Here is a 26,495-nt window from a genome sequence, read left to right as displayed (position 1 = left end):
TACCCCGCAGGCCCAGATCGACGCCGCGGAGAAGCACTACAAGGACGCTCTGATGACGCGCCGGTTCGGGCTGAACCGGAACTGAACGGACTTCGTAGTCCTGGGGGAGTGGGCGAAGGTCAGACGGGGGATGGACTGCCCGCGCCGAGCCTCGGGGAAGAGGACAAGCGCGCCATCCCGGCACTGCAGCCATCGCTGAGTTCCTCGAATGTGACTGCCCACGAGCACACGGGGCATCTGCAAGCCGCCCGCATTGATGTCGTCGCGCGGGCGGGTCTGATGGGTGTGAACGGCCCACCCGGAACCGGCAAGACGACGATGCTCCGGGACATCCTGGCGTCCAACGTCGTCGAACGAGCACGCCGATTGTCGGCGTGTGAGAACCCATTCGACGCCCTCACCGAACGCACCCATGAGTGGACCGGCGAGGGCAGGATGCGACGACGGGCGCGCGAACTCCGGCCCGAGGTGGCCGGCCTCGAAAAGGTGGTGGCCTCGGTGAACAACGCGGACGAGGAGAACCTCTCCGAGGAGATTCCACATCGGAGCGCCACCAAGGACGGCCGACACGTGGATGCGGACTACTTCGCCTGCCTGGCCACCGCCGCCTTGGGCGGAAGCGGCGGGGGAAGAGGACGCCCTGGGTGAGGACAGCTTGACGTCGGAGCAGCCGGGCACCTCGGGCCTGGCCACTGCGCCGATGGCAACGGCACCGACTCCGCCCCGCTCCGCGCGCAGGCGGCCGACGAGGGGGTAGTGCTGCTCGGGGTCCTTCTGGAGGGCCCGGACCGGCCCGGGGCGCACGGGGCGCACGGGGCCGGCCGGACCGACCTACGGACCGGACGGCTCAGCCCTGGGCCGACTCGACGTCCTCGTCGACCCAGTCGCGGGAGCGTTCCACGGCCTTCTTCCACAGCCGCAGGGCGCGCTCAACCTCCTCCTCGTCCGTGGTGGGCTCCCAGCGCTTGTCCTCTTCCCAGTTGGCCACGAGCTCGTCCTGGGACGCCCAGAACCCCACCGCCAGGCCTGCGGCGTAGGCGGCGCCGAGAGCGGTGGTCTCGATGACCTTGGGGCGCACGACGGGCACGCGCAGCAGGTCCGCCTGGAACTGCATGAGCAGCTCGTTGGCGACCATGCCACCGTCGACCTTCAGTTCGGTCAGGTCCACGCCGGAGTCCGCGTTCATGGCGTCCAGGACCTCGCGGCTCTGGAAGGCGGTGGCCTCGAGCGCCGCGCGGGCGATGTGCCCCTTGTTGACGTAACGGGTCATGCCCACCATGACGCCGCGGGCCGCGGCGTCCCAGTGCGGGGCGAAGAGGCCGGAGAACGCGGGGACGAAGTACACGCCGCCGTTGTCCTTCACACCGGCGGCCAGGGTCTCGACCTCCGGGGCGCTGCCGATCATCCCGAGGTTGTCCCGCAGCCACTGGATCAGCGAGCCGGTGACGGCGATCGAGCCCTCCAGCGCGTACACCGGCTTCTGGTCGCCAATGCGGTACGCCACCGTGGTGAGCAGGCCGTTGTCCGAGTGCACCGGCTCCTCGCCGGTGTTGATCAGCATGAAGTTGCCGGTGCCGTACGTGTTCTTGGCCTGGCCGACCTCGAAGCACGCCTGGCCGAAGGTCGCCGCGTGCTGGTCGCCCAGGATGCCGGTGATCGGCGTCTCGCGCAGCAGCTGCTGGCCGGATACGGTGCCCACCTCGGCGGAGGAGCTGACGATCTCCGGAAGCATGGACATCGGGATGCCCATGTCCGCGCAGATCTCCTCGTTCCAGTCGAGGGTGTCCAGGTTCATCAGCATGGTGCGGGAGGCGTTGGTGACGTCGGTGACGTGCCGGCCGCCCTCGCCGCCGCCGGTGAGATTCCACACGAGCCACGAGTCCGTGGTGCCGAAGATGAGGTCGCCGTTCTCGGCGGCCTCCCGGGCACCGTCCACGTTCTCCAGAATCCAGGCCACCTTGGGGCCGGAGAAGTACGTGGCCAGGGGCAGCCCGACGCGCTCCTTGTAGCGGTCCGCGCCGACGTCGCCGGCCAGGCGCTCGCAGAGGTGGTCGGTGCGGGTGTCCTGCCACACGATGGCGTTGTACACCGGCTTGCCGGTGTTGCGGTCCCACACCACGGTGGTCTCACGCTGGTTCGTGATGCCCACGGCGGCGACGTCGTGTCGGGTCACCTCGGCGCGGGCCAGGGCCTCGCCGATGACCTCGCGGGTGTTCGTCCAGATCTCCACCGGGTCGTGCTCCACCCAGCCGGCGCGCGGGAAGATCTGCTCGTGTTCGCGCTGACCAGTGGACACGATGGCCCCACTGTGGTCGAAGAGGATCGCGCGCGTGGACGGGCAGACCGCTCAGACGAACAGAGGCGCGGCGAGGCCGGCCAGGACGGCGCCGACGAGCGGGCCGACGATCGGCACCCAGGCGTAGCCCCAGTCCGAGCCGCCCTTGTGCCGGATCGGCGCGACGGCGTGGAACAGGCGGGGGCCCAGGTCGCGCGCCGGGTTGATGGCGTACCCCGTGGGGCCGCCCAGGCTCGCGCCGATCGCGACGACGAGCAGGGCCACCGCGAGCGGGCCGAGCCCGGAGGGGGTGGAGCCGAAGAGCAGGATCACGAACACCAGGACGAACGTGGCGATCACCTCGGTGACCATGTTCCACAGCGGGTTGCGGATCTCGGGACCTGTGGCGAACGTGCCCAGGATCGCGCCCTGGTCCGTCTCCGCCTGGTAGTGGTCGCGGTAGGCCAGCCAGGCCAGGGCCGCGCCGAGGAAGGCGCCGATCAGCTGCGCCGCGAAGTACGCGAGCGTGGTGCCGAGGGTCACGGCGATGCCGGGGGCGTACTCCTCGGCGCCGCTGACGAGCAGGCCGACGGTCACGGCGGGGTTCAGGTGCGCACCGGTCGCGGCAGCGACGTAGACGCCCGCGAAGACGCCCAGCCCCCAGCCGAAGCTGATGAGCAGCCAGCCTCCGCCGTTGCCCTTGGTCTTCGTCAGGACGACGTTGGCGACGACGCCGACGCCGAGCAGGAGGAGGATGGCCGTGCCGGCGATCTCATGCAGGAAGATCGTGCCCATGGACGGGCTCCTTTCCGTGGACGGGGGCGGCGTCGGCAGCTGCGAGCGCGGCGGCGGCGGTGACGTCGTCGTGGGCGGTCTCGCCGCGGAGGCGGGCGGCGACGAGGTCCTTGTACGCCCGGATCTCACCGGCGATGCGCTCTTCATCCCAGCCCAGCTCGGGGGCCACGAGGGACGCGATCTCCTCGGCCGCCGCGACGCCGCGGTCGCGGACCTCGGTGGACAGGCGCGTGCGGCGCTCGATGACGTCGTCCAGGTGGACGACGCCCTCGGCTCGGGCCGCGTAGACGATCTCGGCGCGCAGGTAGCGCGGCGCCTCGGCGAGAGGGACGCTCAGGGACGGGTCGCCGTCGATCAGGTCGAGCACATGGCGCAGGACGGTGCCGTAACGGAACAGGAGCCGGTCCACGCGGGCCTCGTCCAGGCCGTAGTCGGCGGCGATGCGGTCCGCCTCCGCCTCGATCTCCGAGTAGCCGAGGCCGCCGAGCACGGGGATGCGCTCGGTGAGGCTGGGACGGGTCGGGTGGGTCTCGCGCACCACGAAGTCCACGACGTCCTCGGCCATGGCCCGGTACGTGGTCCACTTGCCGCCGGCCACGGCGGTGAGGCCGGGGGCCACCTCGGTGACGGTGTGCTCACGGGAGATCTTGGTGGAGCCGCCGTCGGATCCGGTGACCGGCTGCAGGAGCGGGCGCAGGCCGGCGTACGTGGCGATCACGTCGTCACGCGTGAGGTCCTCCTTCAGCACCGCGTTGGCGTGCTCGAGGATGTAGTCGATGTCGTCCGCGGTGGTGGCCGGATGGGCCACGTCCTCCGCCCACGGGGTGTCCGTGGTGCCGATCACCCAGTACTCGTCCCACGGGATGAGGAACAGCACGGACTTCTCCGTCTTGGTGATCACGCCGGTGGCGGCGTCGGCGCGGATGCGGTCGCGCGGGACGGTGATGTGGGCGCCCTTGGAGGCGAGCACCTCGAGGCCGCCGTCGGCCCCGGCCAGCTCCTGCTGCTCCTGGGTCCACACGCCCCCGGCCAGGATGACGGCGCGCGCGTGCACGTCGAACTCCTCGCCGGAGGTCTCCTCGCGGACACGCACGCCCTGCACACGGCCGTCGTCGCCGCGCAGGTAGCCGGTGACGGCGGTGTAGTTGGCGGCCACGGCGCCGTGGTCCACGGCGGATCGCACGAGCATCATGGCCAGGCGGGCGTCGTCGAACTGGGCGTCGGCGTACTCCACCGCGCCGACGATCTTCTCGTCGTCGAGGGAGGGGAAGGTCGCGGCCATGGAGCGGCGGCTGAGATGGCGGTGCGCGCCCATCGCGCGGCGGCGGCCGAGCGACTGCATGGCGTCGTACATGGTGACGCCGGCGCCGATGAAGCCGCGGTCGATCACCTTGTGGAAGAACGGGAAGACGAAGCGCAGGGGACGCACCAGGTGGGGCGCGGTCTGGGTGAGCAGCAGGTCGCGCTCCCGCAGCGCCTCGTACACCAGCTTGACGTCCAGCATCTCGAGGTAGCGCAGGCCACCGTGCATGAGGCGGGAGGAGCGGGACGAGGTCCCGGAGGCCCAGTCGCGGGCCTCGACGATGCCCACGTCGAGGCCGCGGGTGGCCGCGTCGAACGCGGCGCCCACGCCGGTGGAGCCGCCGCCCACGACCAGGATGTCGAGGGGGGCCTCCGGGCTGGTGGCCCGGAGGCGGGCGAGGTGGTCCTCCCGCGTGGCGGCGGAGAGGGGGACGGTTCGCAGGGTCGGCATGGGGGGTTGCTCCTTTATCAGTGGAAGCACAGTGTAGTGGCGTGGCTCACGATACCCAGTATCAGCACGAGCCGAGGTCCATGATGTCACTCCCGGGCCGCGGGTATGCACGCGTCGGGTACGGTCTCGCGGAACCCGAGCCGCTCGAACAGCGGCACGTCGGCGCGCGTGGAGGTGGCCCGTCTCGCACGGTCCCCGGACTGTGGCACCTCACCCTGTTCCGCTGGAACGAGGGCGGAGCGCCTCGGGTGACGCGTGCCCTCGGGTGAGGCCCCGCCCCTACACTCCGACCATGGACATCACCGTCGGCGCCGTCGGCCGCGCCTCGCTCTCGGACTGGGAGCAGGAATGCTGCGGTGACTCGATCGCCGTGGGGGAAGTCCACGAGCTGATCCTGCTGCCCTCCCGGGGAGTGAGTCAGGCTGGGCCCCTGGCCTCTGCAGGCTGGGTCGTCACCCATCACGACGACGGCAGCCCCGCCGGGTCGATCCCGTTGCGTCGTGTGCGGGCCGTGGTGAGGGCGGCACACGAGGTGTGGCCCTCGGGGCGGCTCGCCGAGATCGACCGCGTCCCCGGCCACGCTGACCTGACGATCCTTGAGCCAGAGGAGGCCACCGGCCTCGGCTTGGGGGAGGTCGTCTACGTCGGCGCCTACGAGCCGGTGCTCCCCGAGACTCCCCGCCCTGACGAGTGGCTTCTCGACCTGGAGATCCTCGAGGACCTCGGTCCGCACACCTGGTGAGCCTCGCGAGTCCACCCCCTCACGGTCTCGAGCTGCATGGGGTGAGCGTAGAAGTCCGTTCGGCGGCACGGATTGCGCCCGACACGCCGACCTCGGTGCGCATGGATGCGAACGTTCACATCACCGCATCCCCACGCCTCTCCACGATGCGCACGTGGGGGATTTCTCTTTCGCCACGGGGTCCTAGGCGGTTCTTCCGGAGCTGACGTTGCCTTCGCCGTCATAGATGGCCCCTCACCCCCCGGTCGCTCGCGAGCATCGCGTAGACGAGGGTGTCCGTCCACTCGCCCTTGCTCCACAGGTCCTGCCGGTGGTGTGCCTCTCGACGCATCCCGAGCATCTCGGCCAGTCGGGCGGACGCCGTGTTGCGGGCATCCATCTGTGCCACTACCCGGTGCAGGCCAGACGTCTCGAACCCCAGGTCCAGCAGCGCAGCCGCGGCCTCCCGGGCGAAGCCTTGACCGGCATGTCGCGGATCCAGTGCCCAGCCGATCTCCGCGACACCGCGCTCGCGGTCCGTCAGCCACAGGATCACGTCACCCACGGGGACGCCCGCGTGCTCCACCACCAGGGACGCCGCCCCGGACGGGCCGCCGAGGTCGTCCCACGTGATCCGCTTGGCCAGCTTCGCCCGCGCGGTCGCCTCGTCCCAGGGCTCGTCCAGCAGGTGGCGCACCACCTCGGGCTGCGTGTACATCTCCTGCAACCAGCCGAAGTCGTCCTCCCGGTGCGGCCGCAGCGTCAGCCGCGCGGTGGGCAACGGCCAGTCAGGGGCGCGGCCGCCCGCAGCCGCGCCCTCCTTGCGCCCCGCCGGAGGCGGGGCGTCGACGTCGGCGGGGACCGGCGTCGTCGTGCCGGACGCCCAGTCCTGGCGCAACATTGCGTAGGCCACGGACGCGAACGGCTCGCCGCCGTCCACGGGCCAGCCGCGCCGGTAGTGCGCCTCCTTGACCCAGCCGGCCCGGCGGAAGGTGCGCAGCATGGGGACGTTGTCCTCGCGGGTCTGGCCCTCGAAGCGGTCCACCGCGGGCATCGTCTCGAAGACGCGCCGGGTGAGCGCGGTGAGGATCTGCGCGCCGAGCCCGCGCCCGCGGAACCGCTCCGCCACGCGCAGGTCGAACAAGGGGGTGGGGTCCGTGAGGTCCTCCAGGCGCACCACGCCGACGCGGCCGTGCTCGGGATGCTCGATCCAGAAGGTGCGGTGGTCCTCATCCTCCCAGGCGCCGCCATCGACGGCCTTCTCCGCCTCCGGCCGGGTGACGCGCGGGCGCGTGTGGAACGGCCACGCGTTCTCGGTGAGCAGGGCGACGAGCGCGTCCCGGTCGGCGCCTGCCGGGTCGAGTGGAGTGAAGGTGACGTCCATGGGGCCGAGAGTAGGGGAGGGGACGTCACCGCCGCCCGTTGCCGTGACCCCATGGCCACGCCCCTCCTCGACCTCGCGGCGCACCGCGCGAGGAAGCCCGGGACGCGCAGGCCGAGATCGGCTGGACCATAGCCCAGGCCCACGCCGGCCGGGGCCGCGCCACCGAGCTGGCCTGTGCCCTGTTGGACCTCGCCTTCGCAGGCCTCGGCGTCCGACCCGTGGAGGCTCACGCCTTCGCGGACAACGCGCCCATCCTGCGCGTGATGGAGAAGGTCGGCCTGCGCCACGAGGGCACCTTCAAGGAGGAGTCACTGCACCGCACCCGCGGCTGGGTGGACGGCGTCACTTACGCGATGCTCGCCTCGGAGCATCGGGCCCGGGGCAGACGGCTTTCCACCTCACGACGCCCAGAAGTACGCAACTCTCTAGACATAACGTTGCGTAAGGTGGCGGCATGAGCAACGATCCGCGCCCGACCCCGTGGGCCGTCGGCTGGGAAGAGCGCCCCTGGGCCGCGGGCCCGGATGACGCCGGCGTCCTCACTCGGCGCGCTCGCGTGCGTGCAGCAGGCCCATATCGAGCCGCGCTCCCAGCCCGCATCGCCCGACTCGGGCTCGACCTGCCCTCTGATCTGGCGACCGAGGTCGAGGAGGCGACGGCCGCCGTCGTGCGCTTCGATGCTGAGATCAGCCACGCCCTCCCGGGGCTCACGGGAGAGATCGCCCCGATCGACGCGGTGCTCCTGCGCACTGAGTCCGCGTCCTCCTCGCAGATCGAGCACATCACCGCGGGCGCGCGAGCCCTCGCCCTGGCGACTCTCGGCGAACGCACCCGCCCGAACGCAACGCTCGTGGCGGCGAACGTGAGGGCCATGGGCGCTGCTTCCCGGCTGGCCGCCGACCTCGACGAGCCCGCCCTGCTGGCCGCCCATCGTGCCCTCATGGACGGTCAGGAGCATGCCCGGCCGGGTGCCTACCGCGATGCGCAGGGGTGGATCGGGGGCGGGGCGCCCACGCCGCACACGGCGCAGTTCGTCCCGCCCCATCCGGAGCGCCTGCGTGCCGGGATGGACGATCTCTTCGCCTATCTGCGCCGCACGGACGTACCCGCCCTCGTGCAGGCCGCCATCGCGCACGCCCAGTTCGAGACCATCCACCCGTTCGCGGACGGCAACGGCCGCACCGGGCGCGTCCTCGTGCACGCCGTGTTGCATCGGGCCGGCGCGATCACCCGTATGGGGGTGCCCCTCTCCGCGGGACTCCTCACGGACACGGCCGGATACTTCGACGCCCTCACCGCCTACCGCGACGGCGACCCCGCGCCCATCGTGCGCCGCTTCGCGCAGGCCGCCCTGGCCGCCGTCGGCAACGGCCGAGAGCTCGTCGCGGACCTGGACGAGGCCCTGACCGGCTGGCGCGAGCGGCTCACCGCCCGGCGGGACGCGGCGGTCTGGCGGGCGCTCGCGGTGATCATCGCGCAACCCGCCGTGACCGTGGACCACCTGGCCCAGGTGCTGGGTGTCTCGCGCCCGGCCACCCAGCGGGCCGTGGACCAGCTTGTCGAGGCCGGTGTGCTGCAGCCGGTCTCCAGCCAGCGTCGGAACCGGGTGTGGCTGGCCACCGAGGTGCTCGCCTGTCTGGACGAGTTCGCCGCGCGTGCGGGCCGGCGGGGTTGACGGGGGCGGTCTACAGGGTTGACCAGCCTCAGTGCCGTATGGAGTGCCCCGGCCATGGTCAGGCGAACACACGAGGTGAGGCCCGCGGGATGACTCGCGGTCCGTCAGCCACAGGATCACGTCCCCACGGGCATGCCCACGTTCCCCACCACCAGAGACACCGATCCGCCAGGGCCAGCCGAGGTCGTCCTCCCGGTGTGGGCGCAGCGTCAGGCGCGCGGTGCGCAACGGCCAGTCACAGGCGCGCGGTGCGCAACGGCCAGTCAGGGGCGGGGCCGCCCGCAACCGCGCCCTCCCCGCGCTCCACCCGGGACGTCGACGTCGGCTGGGTGCCACGCTTCGACGTCGACGTGCTGGAGGCCGCCCTGCGGCCCGTCCACGAGCGGCCCCGGTGGGAGGAATGGGGGCAGATCGCCGCGCCAACCCTGCTGATCACCGGGGAGAACGGGTACGTGCCCGCCGGAGAGCTGGACGAGATGCGGCGTCGGCGCCCGGATGTGCGGCACGTGCAGGTGCCCGGCGCGGGGCACGACGTGCACCTGGACGCGCCGGAGCGGGTGGCGGAGCTCGTGCGGGGGTTCGCGGCCTGATTGCTCTGGGGCAGGATCACCTCATGGACCACAAGCAGATCCTCCACGACGGGCTGCGCCGCCAGCGTGCGGCCCTCCTGCAGAAGCTCGAGGGCCTCAGCGAGCGCGACGCCCGCCTGCCGCGCACTCCCACCGGCACCAACCTGCTGGGACTGGTCAAGCACGCCGCCGTCGTCGAGCTGGAGTACTTCGGCGAGACGTTCGACCGCCCCGCGGAGGTGCAGCTGCCCTGGGCGGCGGCGGGGCAGTCGGAGGAGGACAACGTGGACATGTTCGCCGCCGAGGGGGAGTCCCTCGAGGACGTCCTCGAGTTCGCCCGCCGCTGCTTCGCACACGCGGACGCGACCATCACGGCCCTCGGCGCCGACGCCCACGGGCGGGTGGCGTGGTGGCCCGACGACAAGGCGGAGGTCACGCTCGCGCAGATCATCGCGCACGTCGCCCTGGACGAGGCCCGGCACGCCGGCCACGCGGACATCCTGCGGGAGCAGATCGACGGGCAGGCCGGCCTGCGCGCCCCGGGGAACAACCTGCCCGTGTGGGGCGCCGACCGCTGGGCCGCCCACGTGGACCGTCTGACCGCCATCGCGGAGGGGAGCGGCGGGCCGGGCCGGAACTGAAGGCACATGCCTCCCGTTCCGCCGCTGGGCCTACGCTGTGGCCATGACGAGTATCCCCGCTGCCGCCGTACCCCCTGCCCTCCAGCGCTCATTCGATGCGTGGGCTGCCGCCGGCAGGCCCGCCGACGAGCCCACGCGTTGGTCCTTCGATCACTGGACGGCCCACGTGCCCGACCTGCCCGCCTGCCTCGAGCGCGAGCCGCTGACCCGCGCCGTCGTCACCGGTTACGCCGCGAAGGTGACCGCCGAGGACCGCGCCGTGCAGCGGGACGCCTTCATCGCCGCGATGGTGTGGGGATACGGACGGGTCGGCTACGGCCCCTCCCGGGTGGAGCGCATCATGGCGCAGCCCGGGTTTGAGGAGCAGCTCGCCGACGTCACCCGCATCACCCTCGAGCAGGGCGGGCCCGCGGCCTTCGAGCACATCCGGCAGCAGCGCAAGAGCGGGGTCGGCTGCCTCAAGCACCTCGGCGCGGCCTTCGGCACCAAGTACCTCTACTTCCTCACCAAGGCCCACCGGGAGTCCGACATCGCCCCCGTCCTCGACTCCGTGGTGCGCGCTTGGTTCGCCGAGCATGCGAAGGACGTCGACGTCCGGATCGGCGGCGGTTGGACCTACCCCCGCAAGTACGCCACGTACGTGGAGACCATGCAGGCGTGGGGTGAGGAACTCAAGATCCCGGCCGACGACGTCGAGCGGCTCATCTTCCTCCAGCAGCAGGACGCCACCCAGGAGCCCTGGCGGGAGAGCTGGAGTTCCGCCGCCGCGGACCCGGAGGCCGGCGAGCTGCTCGAGGCCCTCCGCCTCGCGCTGGCCGACCTGGGCGCCGGGGACGACGCCGAGCCCCACCTGCAGGCTCTGGAGGACGTCATCGCCGACGCGGAGGACCGGGCGCCCGACGAGGCATGAAGCCCCGCCCGCCTGTGCGCGGTTGGCGTCGGGATGAACGTGTCCGCTGAGCAGCTGATCGGCGACGAGTCCGGTGTGCACCGCGGCCTGTACCTGCGTGTCGTGGACCACGTCCCGTGGCTGCGCGGCTTCGCATGCGACGACCTCCACGTCTTCGACCCCGAGGACCGGTGGATCCTGGCGCGGTGAGGGGTCAGCGATCTATCGCCAGGGCGCCTACCGTGTCCAAGGCCCTCCGTAGGCTCGAGGCGTAGCCGGGGTGGATGTCCCGGACGAAGAGAGGACATTGGCATGACCACCAAGGTGGGGTTCATCGAGGCCGCTTCCCATGCTCTGCAGAACGGTCCCCAGCTGTTCGCACGCGTCGAGGACGGCGGTGTGGTCATCGGCGGGGGTGGCGGCGAGGTCGTGCCGGATTCGACCGGGCTGTACGCGGTTGTCGCGCAGGATCCAGACGCGGTGCGAGCCGAGCTGCGATTGGACACGTCTGTCAGTCGAAGCGATGTGCTTTACATCGGCAAGGCCGAGGGCAGCCTGCGGGCCCGCCTGGAACGCAAGCATTTCGCGGGCGGCGGCACCGCGCACTCCACTCTGCGCCGCACTCTGGCCGCACTCCTGGTGGATCGGCTGGACCTGGAGCCGGTCGCCGTCGCTTCCGCGGGTCGATTCTCCCTCACCCCGGAGAGCGGCGAGCAGCTGACCACCTGGATGCGCCGTCACCTCGCCGTCCGCGTGTGGCAGACACCCGCCGGGTTCGCGGAAGTGACACCGCTCGGGGGCATTGAGAAGCCTGTGATCGACGCGCACACCCCGCCGTTGAACCTCACCTACGGCGGCACCAGCCCCGAAGCACAGCTGCTCCGCCAGCGCATCCGGAAGGCCCGCACGGGCCTGGCGGAGCAGGCGAAGCGCGGTGTGGACGTGGTGGAAGTCCATTCGTCGGCGCGCGCGACCGTCGGCTACTTGTTCCGCCGCCGCCCCAGCCAGTACGGGCTGCGGGGAAGCGTCGGTCTCTGGGAGGAGCTCGCTGAACGGCTCGACGACACCCCCATGCCCACCAGTGAGTATGAACTCGGCCGGCTCCTGCGCGATGCGCTCAATCGCTCCCTTGAGGGGGCCGAGCCTTACGACGAGGACAAGGTCAACGTGGAGCGGTTCAACCGCGGAGGCATGAGTCAGGGCCTCGTCCATCTGCCCTGGTGGGAGGACCAGGCCATCCCCCTCCTCCTCGACCGCTGGGGAGCCTGGGCGGACACCCAGGGTCTCCTCGGCCCGGAGGACTACATCGGGAGCTGGTGACCCGACAGTGTGTGGTGCCTGCCGCCGTCCTCGATGGCCTCCTTCGCCACCGGCCGGGTGACGTGGGGCGCACAGGGAAGGGCCACGCGTTGCCGGTGAGCAGCGCAATGAGCTCCGCGCGGTCCGCGCCGGCGGGGTCGAGACGGGTGATGGCGACGGTCATGGGGCGAGGGTGGGCGCCGGCATCATGGGCGCCTCCCCACCCGGACCCCTTCCGAGTCCGACACAATGCATACATCCATGCATGCATCCGATTATTCTGGCCCGCATGTCTCCACTCTCCGACCCCTTATGGGGCAGTCGTGCCACGGCTGCCGGCCGCCTGGCCCACGACGTCGCCTGGCGCATCGTCCGCGGTGAGATCGCCGCGGGGGAGATGCTCACCGAGGTCCAGCTCTCCACGGAGGCCGGCATCTCCCGGACGCCGGCCCGGGAGGCCCTCCTCCAGCTCGAGCGCTGGGGCCTGGTGCGGCTCCTCCCCAAGAAGGGCGCGGCCGTGCAGGCCCTCACGCCGCAGACCGTGGCCGACCTCACGGCCCTGCGCGGCCTCCTCGAGTCCACCGCCCTCGCCACGGTCGTCGCGCGGCCCGACGCCGTCGGGCCCCTCGTCGCCACGCTCACCGCCAACCTGGAGCAGCAGCGCGCCGCCCTGGACGCCGGCGACCTCGCGGCGTTCTCCGCGCTGGACGTGCGGTTCCACCGGGACGTGATCGCCACGTGCGGCAACGCCGCCTTCGACGAGGTCGTGCGCACCTTCGCCCCCCGCCTGGCACGCCTGATCCACGCCGCCACCGGCGGATCCGTCGACGCCGCCCGCCGCCTCCTCGATGGGCACGCCGAGATCTGCGCCCAGCTGGCCGCCGGGCGCGCCGCAGACGCCCAGCGCGCCCTGCAGGCGCACCTCGACGCCGCGGGGAGCGGCGTCGTCCCCGGCCTGCCGCCCGTGGGCCCGTCCGAGGCAGGTGAACCCCGATGATCGAGGGCCTGCTGATCCTGCTGCTCTGCCAGCTGGCGGGCACGCTCGTGGCCGACACGCTGCACCTGCCGATCCCCGGGGCCGTGCTGGGCATGCTCCTGCTGCTCGGCCTGCTCGCGTGGCGCCGGCCGGCCGAGGACGCGCCGGTGATGACGGCGAGCCATCACCTGCTCCAGCACCTGCCGCTGCTGTTCGTCCCGGCGGGCGTCGGCGTCGTCGCGGTGCTGGGCCTCATCGAGGAACACCGGGCGCTGATGCTGGTCGGCTTCGTGGTGCCCTGGCTGCTGGGGCTGGTGGTCACCGCCGGCGTCGCCGCCCCGCTCGCCCGCCGCCTCACGGACAAGGAGGACGCACAGTGAACGCCGCCGAACTGACCGACTCCCTCGCCGAGGCCTGGGACGCGCTCCTGCACACACCGCTGTTCGGCATCGCGCTGACCCTCGCCGTTGCTGTGCTCTCCCGCCGCCTGTGGCTCGCCGCCCGGCAGACCGCCCTGCTCACGCCCGTGCTCGTGACGATCGTGCTGGTGGCCGCGTTCCTGGCCCTGACCGGCATCGACTACGAGACCTACATGATCGGCGGCAGCTACCTCACCTTCCTGCTGGGCCCCGCCACCGTGGCCCTCGCCGTCCCCCTGTACCGGGCCGGCCCTGACATCCGGAAGCTGCTGCTGCCGGTCGCCGTCGGGGTCACCGTCGGCTCGCTGACCGCCATGGTGAGCGCCGTGCTGATCGTGCGGGCAATGGGCGGGGACGCCGCGCTGGCCGCCACGTTCGCCCCCAAGTCCGCGACGACGCCGATCGCCATGGCGGTGGCCGACGCCGGCGGCGGGATCGTCTCCCTCGCCGCCGTGCTCCCCGTGCTCACCGGCGTGCTCGGCGCCGTGCTGGCCCCCTGGGTGCTCGACCGGCTGCGCGTGCGCGACCCCCGCGTGCGCGGCCTGGCCATCGGCGTGAGCTCCCACGGCATCGGCACCGCCCGCGCCCTCGCCGAAGGCCCGAAGACCGGTGCGTTCTCCGCCCTCGCCATGGCCTGCTCCGGTGTGCTCACCGCCCTGCTGGCCCCGCTGGTGCTGGCGATGACGGGGTGAGGGGCCGGGCGGCCGCCCCCGGCCGGGCAGCCGCCTCGACCCGCTCCAGCCGCGGCGGCGTCCTTACCGTGTCCGCCCCGCCTGCCACCCTGGTCCTCTTCCTTCCCCGCGGGCCGCCCGCCGGCCCTCGCTGGCGCGGTGACGCGGCCCGGTCCTGCGAACGAGAGGACCCCACCCATGATGGGCCCGTCCCACGCGGCCACCGGCGCCGCGGCCTGGCTGGCGCTCACGCACTGGCAGTCGCCGATCGCCGTGCTGCACCTGCCCGCCGAACTCCAGCTGCTCGGCGCCGTGACCACCGCCGGCGCGGCCATGATCAGCGACTGGGACCACCCCCGCGCCACCGTCGTCCACGCCCTGCCGCCCCTGACCGAGTGGATGAGCCGCGGCATCCGCCACGTGGCCGGCGGGCATCGGCGCGGCACACACTCGCTGGTGGGGGTCGCGGCGTTCACCGCCATCGCGACGGCGGCCGCCTCCATCCAGGTGCCGATCGCGGGGCACGTCTACACGCCGGGGCAGGGGGTCATCGCCGCGTTCCTGGCGGCCGTGGCTGCCAAGGCCCTCCGACTGCTCCCGAACCGGGGATGGAGGGCCGCGTGGGCGCTCGGCATCCTGGTCGCGGTGTCGGCGACCGTCCTCAGCGACGGGCTGTGGTGGATCCCCGCCTCCGTGGCCGTCGGCGTGAGCGTGCACATCCTCGGCGACGCCCTCACCAACAACGGGGTGGCCCTGCTCTGGCCGCTCAGCCCGGAGCCCCCCGCGCGCCTGTGGTGGTGGCAGTCCTCCGGACGGTTCCGGCTCCCCCTGCTCGGCCGGACCGGGTCCTGGCGGGAGTGGGCGCTCGTCTCGGTGGTCACTGCGTTCACCGTGGTGCGGGCCGTGCGGCTCATCCCGCTCGCCGCTCGGGGGGTGGCGGCACTGTTCTGAGCGGCGGCACCCGGCCACCGCCGCCCCCTCACGCCTCCGGGAGCCACCCCGCCCGCACGGTCGCCTCGGTCCCACGCGGCAGCCTCGGACGGCCGCCGGCGGCCAGGTCCCGGCAGGCGTCCGTGAGCGCCTCGAACGGCCATCCCGGGACCCGGCCCAGCCCCTCGGCCGTGCCGTCCTCGCGCCAGTGCACGTGCCAGTCCCGGCGCCGCAGCCCATGACGGCCCCGCAGGCTCACCCCCGTCCCGACCGCGCGCACGACCGCCTGGTCCACGGCCTCGAGCAGCTCATCCGACCCGGGGTCGCAGGCGTCGCATCCGCAGTCCGGGAGCACCGCGTGCACCTGCCCCGGGGCCCCGACCGCCACCCGGATCACCGGCAGGACGCCGCCGTCGTCGTCCTGGGGCACGTCCGTCTCCAGCAGCCACCAGGGGGAGGCGCCGTCGACGTCGGCCGGCGGCGCCACCCGCAGCGCCCGGTCCACGGGGACCGCCAGGTCTGCGCGCCCGGCCTCGTCGAACGGGATGCCACGCACCGGGTCCGGGGCGACCGCGGCGCCCGCCTCCGCAAGCACCTCGGCCCACACGAGGGCCCGGGCGGTCATCCCGAGATCACTCCGTCGGCGTCAGTTCCCGCTTGAGGATCTTGCCGGTGGCGGTCTTGGGCAGCCCGTCCCGCACGGTCACGGTGCGCGGGTACTTGTAGGGCGCCACCTGGGACTTCACGTGCTGGATCAGCTCCTCCTCCGTGGCGTGCGCACCGGGGGCGAGCACCACGTGCGCGGCGACCTCCTGGCCGAGCTCCGGGTGGGGCACCCCCACCACGGCGGCCTCCGCGACGGCCGGGTGCTCGTAGAGCACCTCCTCGATCTCGCGCGGGTACACGTTGAGCCCGCCGCGCAGGATCATGTCCTTCGTGCGGTCCACGATGTAGTAGTTGCCCGCGGCATCGCGCCGGGCGAGGTCGCCGGAGCGGAACGAGCCGTCCTCGGTGATGGCCTGGGCGGTGGCCTCCGGCTTGCCCCAGTAGCCCTTCATCACGTTCTCCCCGCGGATCCACACCTCGCCCAGGGTCTCCTCATCGCCCTCGGGCACGACGGCCCCGTCCGGCGTCACCAGCTGCATCTCGCACCCTCGGACGGCGCGTCCGATCGAGCCCGGATGGTGCTCCTCGCCCGGGTGGTTGAAGCACGCCACCGGGGAGGTCTCGGACAGGCCGTAGCCCTCCAGGATCTCGCAGTCGAAGGTGGCCTCGAAGCGGCGCAGCAGCTCCACGGGCATGGCGGATCCGCCGGAGACGCCCAGGCGCAGGCTGGCCAGGTCCTCCGGATGGTCCTTGGCCGCGGCCAGCACGGCCCCGTACATGGTGGGCACGCCGATGAACACGTCCACCGCGCACTCCCGGACGGTCTGCGCGGCCACGGCGGGATCGAAGCGGGGGATCAACGCCAGGCTGGCGCCCGTCGTCACGGGCGCCATGAGCGCGCACGTGAGGCCGAAGACGTGGAACAGCGGCAGGCAGCCGAGCACGGTCTCCCCGTGCTGGAGCTGGATCAGCGTCTCCGCCGCGGTGTCCGCGTTGGTGCCCATGTTCCGGTGGGTCAGCTGGGCGCCCTTGGGGCGGCCGGTGGTGCCGGAGGTGTAGAGGATGACGGCGTCGTCCTCGAGGTCCCGCTCGACGGTCTCGGTCACCGGGCCGGGGCTCTCCGCGAGGTGCGGGGCGAGGCCGTCCTCGCCGAGGGTGCGCAGCGGCACACCGCGCTCGCGGGCGCCCTCCACGGCTTCCTCGGACGGCACGGACCACAGCATCGACGCGCCCGAGTCCTCCAGGTAGTACTCGATCTCGCGGCGCTTGAACAGCGGGTTCATCGGGACGACGACGGCGCCCAGCTGCAGGGCCGCGAAGAACACCACCGGGAACGCCGGGATGTTCGGCGCCATGAGCGCCACGCGGTCCCCGGGGCCGATGCCCTCCTGCCGCATGAGCCCGGCCAGGCGCTGGGACTGGTCCTGGAGCTCCGCGTACGTCATGCGGTTCTCGCCGAGGATCAGGGCGGTGGAGTGCGGATGCTCGGCGGCGGTGCGCTCGAGGCGGGCGGGCAGGGTGAGGGTCACGACGGGCCTCCGGGGGGAGTCGGATGTGATGGGAACCACAGCGTAACGCCCGGGGTCGCTCGTTCGCTGTGAGCCGAGCGGGGTGTGTCGGCCGACCTCACGCCAGCGACATCACCGCGGTTCTGCCCGGCGGTGATGTCGCTGGCGCGCGGTCATCCACCGGCCCCGCCTGCGACGTCGATGTGTCGTCTCCACGGCCCAGGGGCGCAAGACTGGTCCCCGCACACCGCCGCCCGGACCGCCGGGCCAGACCGGAGGACAGACCATGACCGCACAGACCCCCGCCACCCCTGCCATCCCCGCGACGATGAAGGCGGTCGTCATGCGTGCGCCGGGCGACGTCGTCGTGGAGGAGGTGGACACTCCGCGCGTCGCCCAGCCCACGGACGTGGTCCTGAAGCTGGCCGCCGCGTGCGTGTGCGGCTCTGACCTGTGGCCCTACCGCGGCCACAACAAGGTCGACCACCGGCGCATGGGCCACGAGTACGTCGGCACGATCGTGGAGAAGGGCGAGGACGTCGCCACCCTCGAGGTCGGCGACTTCGTGATCGGCTCGTTCATGCTCTCGGACAACACGTGCGAGATCTGCCAGGCCGGCTACCAGTCCCGCTGCGTCAACGCCGGCGAGTACACGGGCAGCCAGGCGCAGTACATGCGTGTCGAGCTCGCGGACGGCTCCCTCGTGAAGGTGCCCGGGGGTGAGCCCTCGGACCCGGACCGCCTGGCCGACTACCTCGCCGCCTCGGATGTGCTCGGCACCGGCTGGTACGCCGCCGTCGCCGCGCAGGCCGGCCCCGGCAAGACCATCGCCGTGGTCGGCGACGGCGCCGTCGGCCTGTGCGCCGTCCTGGCCGCCAAGACCCTCGGCGCGGAGCAGGTCATCGTGTTCTCCCGCCATGAGGATCGGGCCGCGCTCGCCCGTGAGTTCGGCGCCGACGTCGTGATCGCCGAGCGTGGCGAGGAGGGCGCCGCCCAGGTGCGCGAGCTCACCGGCGGCTACGGCGCGCACGGGGTGTGCGAGGCCGTCGGCACGCAGGGCTCCATGGACCAGGCCCTGGCCTCGGTGCGCCCCGGCGGGTACGTCGGGTTCGTGGGCGTCTCCCACGACCAGACCCTCGACGGCTCCGACCTCTTCGCCCGGGAGATCCACCTCGAGGGCGGGCCCGCGCCCGTCCGCCGCTTCCTGCCCGAGCTGATCGAGCGCATCCAGTCCGGGGAGATCCAGCCCGGCCGTGTGTTCACCGCGCGCATGCCGCTCGATGACGCCGCCGAGGCGTACCGGGCCATGGACGAGCGCCGCGAGATCAAGGTGCTGCTGGAGGTCTGAGGCCGCCGTGGCGTTTGGCCTCCACGAGCGGGAAGGGGCAGACCTGGCCGTCGGTCTCGAGCAGGCTGGGCGACGCTTGACCCTCCCCTTGGGGGAACGCCCACGCTGGGATCACCTGAGAGAAAGGTCGCCCCATGAGCCCCCTGATGACCGTCGGCGAGTTCGCCCTCGCCACCGGACTGAGCGCGAAGGCGCTGCGCTTCTACGACGAGCGCGGCCTCCTCGCCCCCGCCGACGTCGACGCCCACTCCGGCTACCGCCGCTACGCGCCCGGCCAGATCCGGACGGCCGCGCAGATCCGCGTCCTGCGGGCGGCCGGCCTCACGGTCGACGACGTCCGGTCCGTCCTCGCGGACCCGGCCTCCCTGCCGGCGCGGCTCGAGACGCACGCGGCCGAGCTGCGACGCCGCCGCGACCTCGAGGACCGCGCGCTCGCGCTCGCGGTCGCCGGTGTCTACGCGGCCCCGGATCCTGACGACGACGGCGCCCCCGCCCGTCCCGGCCCCGTGGCGGAGCGCACGGTCGGGCCGACGCCGTGGGCCGGCGTCGTGCAGCGGGTGGCCCTGGACGAGGCTGGTGAGGAGGCGACCACCGAGCGCGCGAACGACGCCTTCGCGACGCTGTTCCAGGCGCTCGCGGAGGCGGGGTCGGCACCGGCCGGGCCGCCGTGGACGGCACTGCGTCCGGTGCCGGGCACCGCCGACGTCGTGGAGACCGTCCTGGCCGTCCCGCTGAGCGGCCCGGCTCCCACGGGCCTCAGGGTCGGCGGGCACGAGGTGGTGACCGGGGCGCTGCCGCGCCGCGTGGAGCGGTACGTGGACGTGCGGGCCGATGCGGGCGAGGTCGACCTGCTCGACGACGCCCCCGGCGGCGCGCTGCCCCATCCGGACCTGCTGGGACTGATGGACGCGTTCGACGTGGAGGATGCCGGCGCCGCGCCGGAGATCCGCCAGATCCTCGCGGACCCGGACGCCGGCCACGTCGAGCTGGCGATGACGGTGCGGGAGGAGGCGGGAGCGGGGCAGGGGTGAGCCGGCGCGGGGACGGCACGGCGTGTCTGGCCGGCCGACCCTGCCGGTCCCGCGCAGACCCCCCGGGGGCTCAGGGGTGCCCGAGGTGGCCCGAATGTGATGGAGTGCACGGATCCTGTCCACGACCTGGGAAGTGACCATGGAGCAGTTCGTCACCGCCGCCAACTCGATCATGTGGAGCCTGCCCATGGTCGTCGGGCTCCTCGCCCTGGGCCTGTACTTCACGATCCGCATGGCGGCTCCCCAGGTGCGGCTGCTCAAGGACATGGTGGGCCAGCTGGTCAGGGGAGGATCGTCGTCGGCGGGGATCAGCTCGTTCCAGGCGTTCGCCATGGCCCTGGGTGGGCGCATCGGCGTCGGCAACATCGCGGGCGTCGCGGCCGCGATCTACCTGGGCGGCCCGGGCGCGCTGTTCTGGATGTGGGTGACGGCGATCCTCGGCGCCCCCGTGGCGCTCGTGGAGAGCTCGCTCGCACAGCTCTACAAGCACAAGGTCCGCGGCGAGTACCGCGGCGGGCCCGCGTACTACATCCTCGAGGGGCTCGGCCGGAACTGGCGGTGGCTGGCGGTCGCCTACGCCGCGGCCACCGTGTTCGCCACGGTCTTCACCGGCCCGCAGATCCAGGCCAACGCCGTCACCGCCGCCACGACCGAGGCGTGGGGCTGGGACCCGCTGTGGGTGGGTCTCGGGATGGCCGTGCTGTTCTGCGTGATCGTGTTCGGCGGCATGCACCGCCTCGGCCGCACGGTGGGCCTCGTGGTCCCGTTCATGGCCGGCGCGTACATCCTGGTGGGGCTCGTCGTCGTCGCGGTGATGTGGCAGGAGGTCCCGGCCATGTTCTCCCTGATCTTCACCAGCGCCTTCGCCGCCGACTCCGTCTACGCCGGCATGCTCGGCGCCGCCATCGCGTGGGGCGTGCGCCGCGCCGTGTACTCCACCGAGATCGGCACCGGCTCGGGCGCCCAGGCCTCCGCCGCCGCCCACGTCTCCCACCCGGTGAAGCAGGGCCTGGCCCAGGCGTTCTCCGCCTATGTGGACACCCTGTTCGTGTGCACCATGACCGGCCTGGTGATCCTGTCCACCAACAGCTTCAACGTGCTCGGCACGGGTGAGGGCCCCCCGATCGTGGAGCATCTGCCCGGCGTCGAGGAGGGCCCGGCCTGGGTGCAGATCGGCATCGACGTCGTCCTGCCGTCCTTCGGTCCGTCCTTCGTGGCCGTGGCGGTGTTCCTGTTCGCCTTCACCACGCTGCTGTCCTTCGCGTTCTACGCCGAGACGAACCTCGCGTACCTGATCCCGAACAAGAAGGCGCAGCGCATCTGCATCGCGGCCGCCCGCCTGCTGCTGGCCGCCTCCATGGTCATCGGCTCCGTGCAGACCTCCGCGTTCGTGTGGTCCCTTGCGGACTTCGGTGTGGGCCTGTACACGTGGGTGAACATCCTCGCGCTCGTGCTCCTGAGCCCCGTGGCCATCCGCCTGCTCAAGGACTACGACCGCCAGCGCCGCGCCGGCCAGGACCCCGTCCTGGACCCGGCCGCCATCGGCGTCCGCAACGCCCACCTGTGGGAACAGATCCACGCCGCCTACGAGCGCACCGGGGACGTGGACGAGGCCATGGACCACGTCGCGGACACCGCCCCGGACACCCGGGCCATCACCGTGGTCCCGCGCCGGGAGGGCTGAGGACCGACGACGGCGGCCCGGGGCGCCGGACGTCCGCGACGACGTCGGGCCACGGGCCAGGGCCGTCCGCGCGGCCTGAATCCCGGCAGGCTCACCCCATGGACCACAAGGAGATCCTCCATCAGGGGCTGCGCCGGCAGCGCGACGCCCTCTTCGCGAAGCTGGACGGCCTGCCCGAGCGGGAGGTCCGCCTGCCCCGCACCCCCACCGGCACCAACCTGCTGGGCCTGCTCAAGCACGCGGCCACGTGCGAGCTCGAGTACTTCGGCGAGGTCTTCGGCCGCCCCGCCGGCATCCCCCTGCCCTGGGACGCGCCGGGGGTGGGCGAGGAGGACGGCGCGGACCTGTTCGCCGCCGAGGACGAGACCCTCGAGGACGTCCTCGACTACGCGCGGCGATGCTTCGCGCACGCGGACGCGACCATCGAGGCCCTCGTCCTCGACGCGCGGGGGCGGGTCCCCTGGTGGCCCGCGCACCTGGCCGAGGTGACTCTGGCGCAGATCCTCTCCCACGTGGCCCTCGACGCGGCCCGCCATGCCGGCCACGCCGACATCCTGCGCGAGGGGATCGACGGGCAGGCCGGCCTGCGCGGCCCCGGGGACAACCTGCCCGGCTGGGACGCCGAGCGGTGGGCCGCGCACGTGCGGCGGCTCGAGGGGATCGCCCGGGGTGCGGGCCCGGTGCGCTAGCGTCCGCGGTGATGACTCCCCGCTCGCTCGCCGGTCTGGCCCTCACCGTCGCCGCCCTGATGTCCGCCTTCGTGCTGATGGCGCCGACGGCGCCGGGGCTGTTCGTCGGCGTGCTCACGGTGGGGACCTTCGGGTTCGGCCCGTTCTACGGGGAGCCCTCGCGGCAGCTCGTGGACCGGCCGTGGAGGCGGGACACGCGCTGGCGCGATCTCGCCCGCCGGGTCCGCACCGACTGGCTCTCCCGGCAGCTGGGCGCCGTCGGCTGGAACGCGGCCATCAGCCGCCGCATCACCGGCCGGGCCGACCTGCGGCGCATCCGCACCGCCGCCGTGGGCTCCCTCGTCAGCCACGCCGCCTCCGCGGGTCTGCACGCGGTGGCGGGCGTGGCGCTGGCGGCCGTCGGGCATTTGGTCTGGGGCGTGGTCGCGGTGGCCCTGGGGCTCGTGGTGCACGCCTGGCCGGCCCTGCTGCAGGTCTCCGTGCTCGGGCGCATCGACGGACTCCAGACGCAGATCCGCGGGGACCAGCTGCTCTGGTGACCGGCCGGCACCGGGCGGCCCGGCCGAGCACTTTGTGGGCCGAATCCGACGGATGAGCCCCTGAATCGGGCACGGGAGCGTCGCATTCGGCCCGCAAAGCGGTGGGGAGGGGGCAGCGGGGAGAGGGTGGCGAGGAGAGGGCGGCGGGGAGAGGGCGGCACCGCGCGCTCAGCCCTACGCTCGGACCCATGACCGAGCACACATCCGAGCACACCCCCGAGAACCCCCACGTCGTCCGCCGCGGCTCCGGCGTCCCGCTGATCGCGGTGCACGGCAACAGCGTGGACCACCGGCTGCTGCTGCCGCTCGACGACGCCCTCGCCGAGGCCGGGGAGGTCGAGCGGATCTACGTGGACCTGCCGGGCTTCGGCCGGACCTCGGCCCTCCAGGACGACGGCGGCCTCCCCGAGCTCGCCGCCTGGCTCGTGGACTGGATCCGCGCGGAGGTCGGCGAGCGGCCGTTCGCGGTGCTCGGCAACTCCCTCGGCGGCCTGCTCGCCCGGCACGTGGCGGCCGAGTTCGGCGCGCAGGTGTTGGGGCTGGGGCTGCTCGCGCCCGTCGTCGACCCGGACGAGGACCGGCGCACCCGCACCGACCTGGTGGTGCGCGAGCGCGACGACGCCTTCATGTCTACCCTCGACCCCGACGACGCCGCCCCGTTCCTCGAGATGTCCCCGCGGCTGACGCGGGACACGTGGGAGCGGTTCCGCGAGCACGCGCTGCCGGGCGTCCGCGCCGTGGACGAGGAGGCGCTGAAGCGCCTGTCCGCGCGCTACGTCCTGGACGCCGTGCCGGAGGAGGCCGCGCCGCCGTTCGAGGGGCCCGCCCTGATCCTCACCGGCCGGGAGGACCACCTCGTCGGCTACCGGGACCAGGCCGCGCTCCTGGAGCATTACCCGCGCGCCACCTACGCGGCGCTCGACGCCGCCGGCCACAACGTGCACCTGGACCAGCCGGAGGTCGCCGAGGCGCTCGTCCGCGCGTGGGCGGTGCAGGTGGGCCGCGCGGCGTCGGACTGAGGCGGGGTCAGGGGGAGGGACGGGCCTCCACCCGGGCCTCCGCCTCGGCGCCCGCCCCCACCCCGACGCCGGCCCGCGCCAGCAGGCCGTCGGCCACCCGCAGCAGGGCGGCGACCGCCACGAAGAACACGAGGATCGCCACCACGTAGACGGCGACGCCGTCGTAGCCCAGCCGCGGGACGTCCAGGATCGTGTACGGGTACCAGTCCAGCCACGGCCCGCGCAGCAGCGTGAACGCCAGCCAGGCGAGCGGGATGAGCGTGGACAACCACACCACCCGCCACGTGATCTGCCGCCGCGGCCCGAAGACCGCCCACAGCACCGGGGTGAGGATCGGCGTGACGATGTGCTGCAGGGTGTCGTTGAACCGCTCGACGGCGGTCATCGGGTCGGCGTCCCGCAGCAGCACGTTGAACACCACGCCCGTGATCACGATGCACACCACCCCCGTCACCCGCAGCACCCGGAACAGCGTGCCCGGCCGGTGCAGGCGCAGCGCCAGCAGCAGGGACGTCAGCCCCACCAGGAAGTTTGAGAGGAACGTGAAGTACGTGGGCTGGTTGAGCATGTGCTCCCAGCCGCCCTCGAGCACGCCCGCGTAGCCCGCGTCGGCCGGCAGGTCCGAGGACTTCCACGAGCCGATCCACAGTGAGAGCAGGTTGCCGCCCAGGGACAGGGCCGCGGCGACGGCGAAGGCAGGCCGCGCCGTCGTCGTCCAGCGGCCGGAGGGGGTGGGGAGGGTCATGCGCCCATCCTGCCGGAGCGCGACGCCGCCCCCGGTGCACTGGCCGAGCCGCTCGGGCCGGCGGGCGTGTCCCGGCCGGCGGTCCGGACCCTACGCTCGGCACCATGATCCGGACCCCCTGGACCCGCACCCCCGCCGGCGCGAGGCGCGCGCGCCGCCCCCGACAGTTCCGCCGCGTGACGACGACCGGGCCCGCCGCCGTGGACGTGGCCTGGGCCCGCTACGCCGACCTGCGCCTGTGGCCGCGGTGGGCTCCGCAGATCCGCGCCGTGGAGGCGCCACGGCGCCGGCTGCGGGCCGGGCTTCGCGGCGTGGTCCACGCGCCCCTGGGGCTGCGCGTCCCGTTCGTGGTCGAGGAGGTCGACGATGACGCCCGCACCTGGCGGTGGACGGTGCGGGTGGCCGGGACGGCGGTCTCCATGACGCACGACCTCACCGCCACCCCCCGCGGCACCCGGGCGGGGCTGACGGTCCACGGGCCCGCCGTCGTCGCCCTGGCCTACCGACTGCCGGCCCGCGTGGCGCTGCGGCGGCTGTGCCGGGCGCACCTCTGAGGGCGGACCGCCGGGCCGGGCCTGTGGCCAGGGGCCCCGCCCGCCTCACACCGCCGCGGCGTCGGTCCGCAGCTCGACGCGCGGCCAGTCGGCGAGGTCGGCGAGCATCTGCCGGTCGTGGGTCACCACGACGACGGCCTGCTCCGTGACCTGCAGGGCCTCGGTCATCTCGTCCACGAGCGCGGGGGAGAGGTGGTTCGTCGGCTCGTCCAGCAGCAGCACGTGGGGGCGCTCGATGAGCACCATCGCCAGGTGCAGACGGGCCTGCTGCCCCTGGGACAGGCGTCCGACCGGGGTGTCCGCGGCCTCGGCGGTGAGCAGCCCGAGCGAGGGCAGCGTGGGGGCCGGCAGGGGACGGCCCAGGTCGTCGACGCCGGCCTCGTCCGCGCCGACGCGGCGCACGTGCTCCTCGAACACGGCGGCGGCGGTGCGCTCCTCGTCCCACGCGGGGGTCTCCTGCGCCACGAGGCGCACGCGCACGTCGGCGCCCACGGTCACCAAGCCGCTCGTGGGCTCCAGGTCCCCGGCGAGCACGCGCAGCAGCGTGGACTTCCCGGCCCCGTTCGGGCCCGTCACCAGCACGCGGCCGCCCGGCACGAGGGCCGCGCCCATCGGCTGCTCGAGCCGCCCGGCCACGCGCACGGCGTCCGCGGTGAGCAGGACGTCGTCGCCCGCCGTGCCCGGCCCGCCCGCCGTGCCCGCCGCCGCGTCCGCGCCGTCCCGCGGGTCGCCGTCGGGCATGTCCGCGAACGGCCAGTCCAGGCGCAGGGGCGGCTCGGGCACGGTGATCCGGTGCGCCTCCAGCTCGTCGAAGCGCCGGTTGAACATCTGCACGATCCCCGCCGACCGGCTCGAGCGCTGGTGCTTGCCGGTGCCCTTCGGGGGCCGCCACGAGCCCTGCATCTGCTCCCGCGCGTCCTCCACGGCCAGCTCCAGCCGCTCGCGCTCGGCGTTCTGCTCGGCGTACTCCTGCTCCCAGGCGGCCCGGGCGCGGCGGCGCCCCTTCGCCCAGCCGGCGTACCCGCCGGAGTACCGCCGCGGCCGCCCGTCCTGGCTGGGATCCAGGTCCACGATGTCGGTGCACACGGCGCGCAGCAGGGCGCGGTCGTGGCTGACGACGGCGACCCCGCCCGGGTGCTCCACCAGCCGGCGGGTGAGGAAGTCCAGGGCGACGTCGTCCAGGTGGTTGGTCGGCTCGTCCAGCAGCAGCAGGTCCGGCCGGGAGCCGAGGGTGACGGCCAGGCGCACCCGGTGGCGCTGGCCGACCGAGAGCGATGTGAGGGGGTGCTCGCGGTCCGTGCACGCGTGCAGCCCCTCGAGGTCCATGTCCACGCGCCGGCCGGCGTCCCAGGCGTCGTAGAGGTGGGCCCGCTCCAGCGCGGTGGAGTACCGGTGTCCGGCGCCGGCGTCGTCGGGGGCCTCGGCCAGGGCGGCCGCGGCGGCGTCCAGGGCCTCGAGTGCGGCGTGCGGGCCCGTGAGGGCGTCGCGGACCAGGTCGCCCACCGTGCGGGAGCGCCCGTCGGCCCGCGCCCGCAGCGCCTGCGGGACGAACGCGAGCGTGCCCGCCCGCGTCACGCGGCCGACGTCGGGCGTGATCCGGCCCGTGAGCACGTGGAGCAGCGTGGTCTTGCCGCGCCCGTTCTCACCCACGATCCCGAGCCGCGAGCCGGCGTTGATCCGCACCGTGGCGTCCGTGAGCACGCGGTGCCCGCCGAGCGAGACGGTCAGGTGCTCGCCGCGCAGGTGGGCGGCGGGCCCGGCGGGCAGGGCGGGGG

General features: G+C 73.4%; 27 protein-coding genes and 1 pseudogene. 20 read left to right on the top strand and 8 right to left on the bottom strand.

Going from position 1 to position 26,495, the window contains the following annotated elements:
- Positions 1-108: 108 nt before the first annotated feature.
- Positions 109-648 carry a hypothetical protein gene (locus J1M40_RS09335; RefSeq protein WP_235188144.1) on the top strand — a complete coding sequence of 180 codons (540 nt, stop codon included), beginning with the start codon at positions 109-111 and terminating at the stop codon, positions 646-648.
- 199 nt (positions 649-847) lie between these two features.
- Here J1M40_RS09335 and glpK read toward each other — a convergent pair whose 3' ends face one another.
- From glpK to J1M40_RS09320, 3 genes are read right to left on the bottom strand one after another with little or no spacing between them, the layout of a single operon-like run.
- Positions 848-2,323, bottom strand: a complete 1,476-nt coding sequence (glpK, locus tag J1M40_RS09330; protein ID WP_206450732.1) for a glycerol kinase GlpK — start codon at positions 2,321-2,323, stop codon at positions 848-850.
- 24 nt (positions 2,324-2,347) lie between these two features.
- Positions 2,348-3,070, bottom strand: a complete 723-nt coding sequence (locus J1M40_RS09325) for an MIP/aquaporin family protein (protein ID WP_010079813.1) — start codon at positions 3,068-3,070, stop codon at positions 2,348-2,350.
- Positions 3,048-4,823 carry a glycerol-3-phosphate dehydrogenase/oxidase gene (locus J1M40_RS09320; protein ID WP_020621627.1) on the bottom strand — a complete coding sequence of 592 codons (1,776 nt, stop codon included), beginning with the start codon at positions 4,821-4,823 and terminating at the stop codon, positions 3,048-3,050. The genes J1M40_RS09325 and J1M40_RS09320 overlap by 23 nt, the downstream gene beginning before the upstream one ends.
- A gap of 292 nt (positions 4,824-5,115) precedes the next feature.
- On the opposite strand from J1M40_RS09320, the gene J1M40_RS09315 reads away from it, so the two are divergent.
- On the top strand, positions 5,116-5,565 hold the full coding sequence (locus J1M40_RS09315; RefSeq protein WP_043275869.1) for a hypothetical protein: 450 nt from the start codon (positions 5,116-5,118) through the stop codon (positions 5,563-5,565).
- Between the two features lie 220 nt (positions 5,566-5,785).
- On the opposite strand, the gene J1M40_RS13000 is transcribed toward J1M40_RS09315, so the two are convergent.
- Positions 5,786-6,928, bottom strand: coding sequence for a GNAT family N-acetyltransferase (locus J1M40_RS13000; RefSeq protein ID WP_020621625.1), 1,143 nt, complete (start codon positions 6,926-6,928; stop codon positions 5,786-5,788).
- 110 nt (positions 6,929-7,038) lie between these two features.
- Between J1M40_RS13000 and J1M40_RS09305 the strand changes: the two are divergent.
- The 11 genes and pseudogenes from J1M40_RS09305 to J1M40_RS09255 all read left to right on the top strand — a co-directional run.
- Positions 7,039-7,386 (top strand): annotated as a pseudogene (locus tag J1M40_RS09305) (GNAT family N-acetyltransferase); the annotation flags it as partial.
- Positions 7,383-8,603, top strand: coding sequence for a Fic family protein (locus tag J1M40_RS09300; protein WP_043275864.1), 1,221 nt, complete (start codon positions 7,383-7,385; stop codon positions 8,601-8,603). The pseudogene J1M40_RS09305 and the gene J1M40_RS09300, both read left to right, overlap by 4 nt.
- A gap of 248 nt (positions 8,604-8,851) precedes the next feature.
- A complete protein-coding gene (locus J1M40_RS09295; RefSeq protein ID WP_063189451.1) occupies positions 8,852-9,193 on the top strand; it encodes an alpha/beta fold hydrolase in 342 nt (113 codons plus the stop codon).
- A 23-nt stretch (positions 9,194-9,216) separates the two neighbouring features.
- A complete protein-coding gene (locus J1M40_RS09290; RefSeq protein WP_020621621.1) occupies positions 9,217-9,813 on the top strand; it encodes a DinB family protein in 597 nt (198 codons plus the stop codon).
- Between the two features lie 43 nt (positions 9,814-9,856).
- Entirely contained in the window at positions 9,857-10,723 is an 867-nt protein-coding gene (locus J1M40_RS09285; RefSeq protein WP_129866855.1) for a hypothetical protein, read from the top strand.
- A gap of 33 nt (positions 10,724-10,756) precedes the next feature.
- Positions 10,757-10,912, top strand: a complete 156-nt coding sequence (locus tag J1M40_RS09280) for a hypothetical protein (protein ID WP_158184087.1) — start codon at positions 10,757-10,759, stop codon at positions 10,910-10,912.
- A 102-nt stretch (positions 10,913-11,014) separates the two neighbouring features.
- Positions 11,015-12,022, top strand: coding sequence for a GIY-YIG nuclease family protein (locus J1M40_RS09275; RefSeq protein WP_070708970.1), 1,008 nt, complete (start codon positions 11,015-11,017; stop codon positions 12,020-12,022).
- Positions 12,023-12,290: 268 nt separating this feature from the next.
- A complete protein-coding gene (locus J1M40_RS09270; protein ID WP_069941227.1) occupies positions 12,291-12,998 on the top strand; it encodes a GntR family transcriptional regulator in 708 nt (235 codons plus the stop codon).
- On the top strand, positions 12,995-13,357 hold the full coding sequence (locus tag J1M40_RS09265; protein ID WP_036315546.1) for a CidA/LrgA family protein: 363 nt from the start codon (positions 12,995-12,997) through the stop codon (positions 13,355-13,357). The genes J1M40_RS09270 and J1M40_RS09265 overlap by 4 nt, the downstream gene beginning before the upstream one ends.
- Complete coding sequence (locus tag J1M40_RS09260) at positions 13,354-14,088, top strand: LrgB family protein (protein ID WP_036315548.1); 735 nt, start codon at positions 13,354-13,356, stop codon at positions 14,086-14,088. The genes J1M40_RS09265 and J1M40_RS09260 overlap by 4 nt, the downstream gene beginning before the upstream one ends.
- Before the next feature lie 177 nt (positions 14,089-14,265).
- Positions 14,266-15,018, top strand: a complete 753-nt coding sequence (locus J1M40_RS09255; RefSeq protein ID WP_036315551.1) for a metal-dependent hydrolase — start codon at positions 14,266-14,268, stop codon at positions 15,016-15,018.
- Positions 15,019-15,046: 28 nt separating this feature from the next.
- Here J1M40_RS09255 and J1M40_RS09250 read toward each other — a convergent pair whose 3' ends face one another.
- Positions 15,047-15,622 (bottom strand): DUF6226 family protein, encoded by a 576-nt coding sequence (locus tag J1M40_RS09250; protein WP_051995268.1) that lies wholly within the window; start codon positions 15,620-15,622, stop codon positions 15,047-15,049.
- Positions 15,623-15,629: 7 nt separating this feature from the next.
- The gene (locus J1M40_RS09245; RefSeq protein ID WP_070708971.1) at positions 15,630-17,132 is read right to left on the bottom strand and encodes a long-chain fatty acid--CoA ligase; all 1,503 of its coding nucleotides are present in this window, start codon (positions 17,130-17,132) and stop codon (positions 15,630-15,632) included.
- A gap of 265 nt (positions 17,133-17,397) precedes the next feature.
- Between J1M40_RS09245 and J1M40_RS09240 the strand changes: the two genes are divergently transcribed.
- The 6 genes from J1M40_RS09240 (at position 17,398) to J1M40_RS09215 (ending at position 23,421) form a co-directional block, all read left to right on the top strand.
- Positions 17,398-18,459, top strand: coding sequence for a zinc-binding dehydrogenase (locus tag J1M40_RS09240; RefSeq protein ID WP_241252192.1), 1,062 nt, complete (start codon positions 17,398-17,400; stop codon positions 18,457-18,459).
- Between the two features lie 134 nt (positions 18,460-18,593).
- Positions 18,594-19,490, top strand: a complete 897-nt coding sequence (locus J1M40_RS09235; protein WP_145015856.1) for a MerR family transcriptional regulator — start codon at positions 18,594-18,596, stop codon at positions 19,488-19,490.
- A gap of 139 nt (positions 19,491-19,629) precedes the next feature.
- Positions 19,630-21,174, top strand: a complete 1,545-nt coding sequence (locus J1M40_RS09230) for a sodium:alanine symporter family protein (protein ID WP_043281416.1) — start codon at positions 19,630-19,632, stop codon at positions 21,172-21,174.
- 98 nt (positions 21,175-21,272) lie between these two features.
- Complete coding sequence (locus J1M40_RS09225; protein ID WP_010079843.1) at positions 21,273-21,863, top strand: DinB family protein; 591 nt, start codon at positions 21,273-21,275, stop codon at positions 21,861-21,863.
- Positions 21,864-21,874: 11 nt separating this feature from the next.
- Positions 21,875-22,402 carry a hypothetical protein gene (locus tag J1M40_RS09220; protein ID WP_020627046.1) on the top strand — a complete coding sequence of 176 codons (528 nt, stop codon included), beginning with the start codon at positions 21,875-21,877 and terminating at the stop codon, positions 22,400-22,402.
- Positions 22,403-22,590: 188 nt separating this feature from the next.
- Positions 22,591-23,421 carry an alpha/beta fold hydrolase gene (locus J1M40_RS09215; RefSeq protein ID WP_020627045.1) on the top strand — a complete coding sequence of 277 codons (831 nt, stop codon included), beginning with the start codon at positions 22,591-22,593 and terminating at the stop codon, positions 23,419-23,421.
- Positions 23,422-23,428: 7 nt separating this feature from the next.
- On the opposite strand, the gene J1M40_RS09210 is transcribed toward J1M40_RS09215, so the two are convergent.
- A complete protein-coding gene (locus tag J1M40_RS09210) occupies positions 23,429-24,166 on the bottom strand; it encodes a Pr6Pr family membrane protein (RefSeq protein WP_020627044.1) in 738 nt (245 codons plus the stop codon).
- A 104-nt stretch (positions 24,167-24,270) separates the two neighbouring features.
- On the opposite strand from J1M40_RS09210, the gene J1M40_RS09205 reads away from it, so the two are divergent.
- Positions 24,271-24,720: an SRPBCC family protein gene (locus J1M40_RS09205; protein WP_020627043.1), complete on the top strand. Its 450-nt coding sequence runs from the start codon at positions 24,271-24,273 to the stop codon at positions 24,718-24,720.
- Positions 24,721-24,765: 45 nt separating this feature from the next.
- On the opposite strand, the gene J1M40_RS09200 is transcribed toward J1M40_RS09205, so the two are convergent.
- The gene (locus J1M40_RS09200; RefSeq protein WP_206450730.1) at positions 24,766-26,487 is read right to left on the bottom strand and encodes an ABC-F family ATP-binding cassette domain-containing protein; all 1,722 of its coding nucleotides are present in this window, start codon (positions 26,485-26,487) and stop codon (positions 24,766-24,768) included.
- Positions 26,488-26,495: the final 8 nt, after the last annotated feature.

It is taken from the genome of Micrococcus sp. KRD026, from assembly GCF_017168445.1.
Classification (GTDB): Bacteria; Actinomycetota; Actinomycetes; order Actinomycetales; family Micrococcaceae; genus Micrococcus; species Micrococcus luteus.
This window is presented reverse-complemented; position numbering and strand designations above follow the sequence as displayed.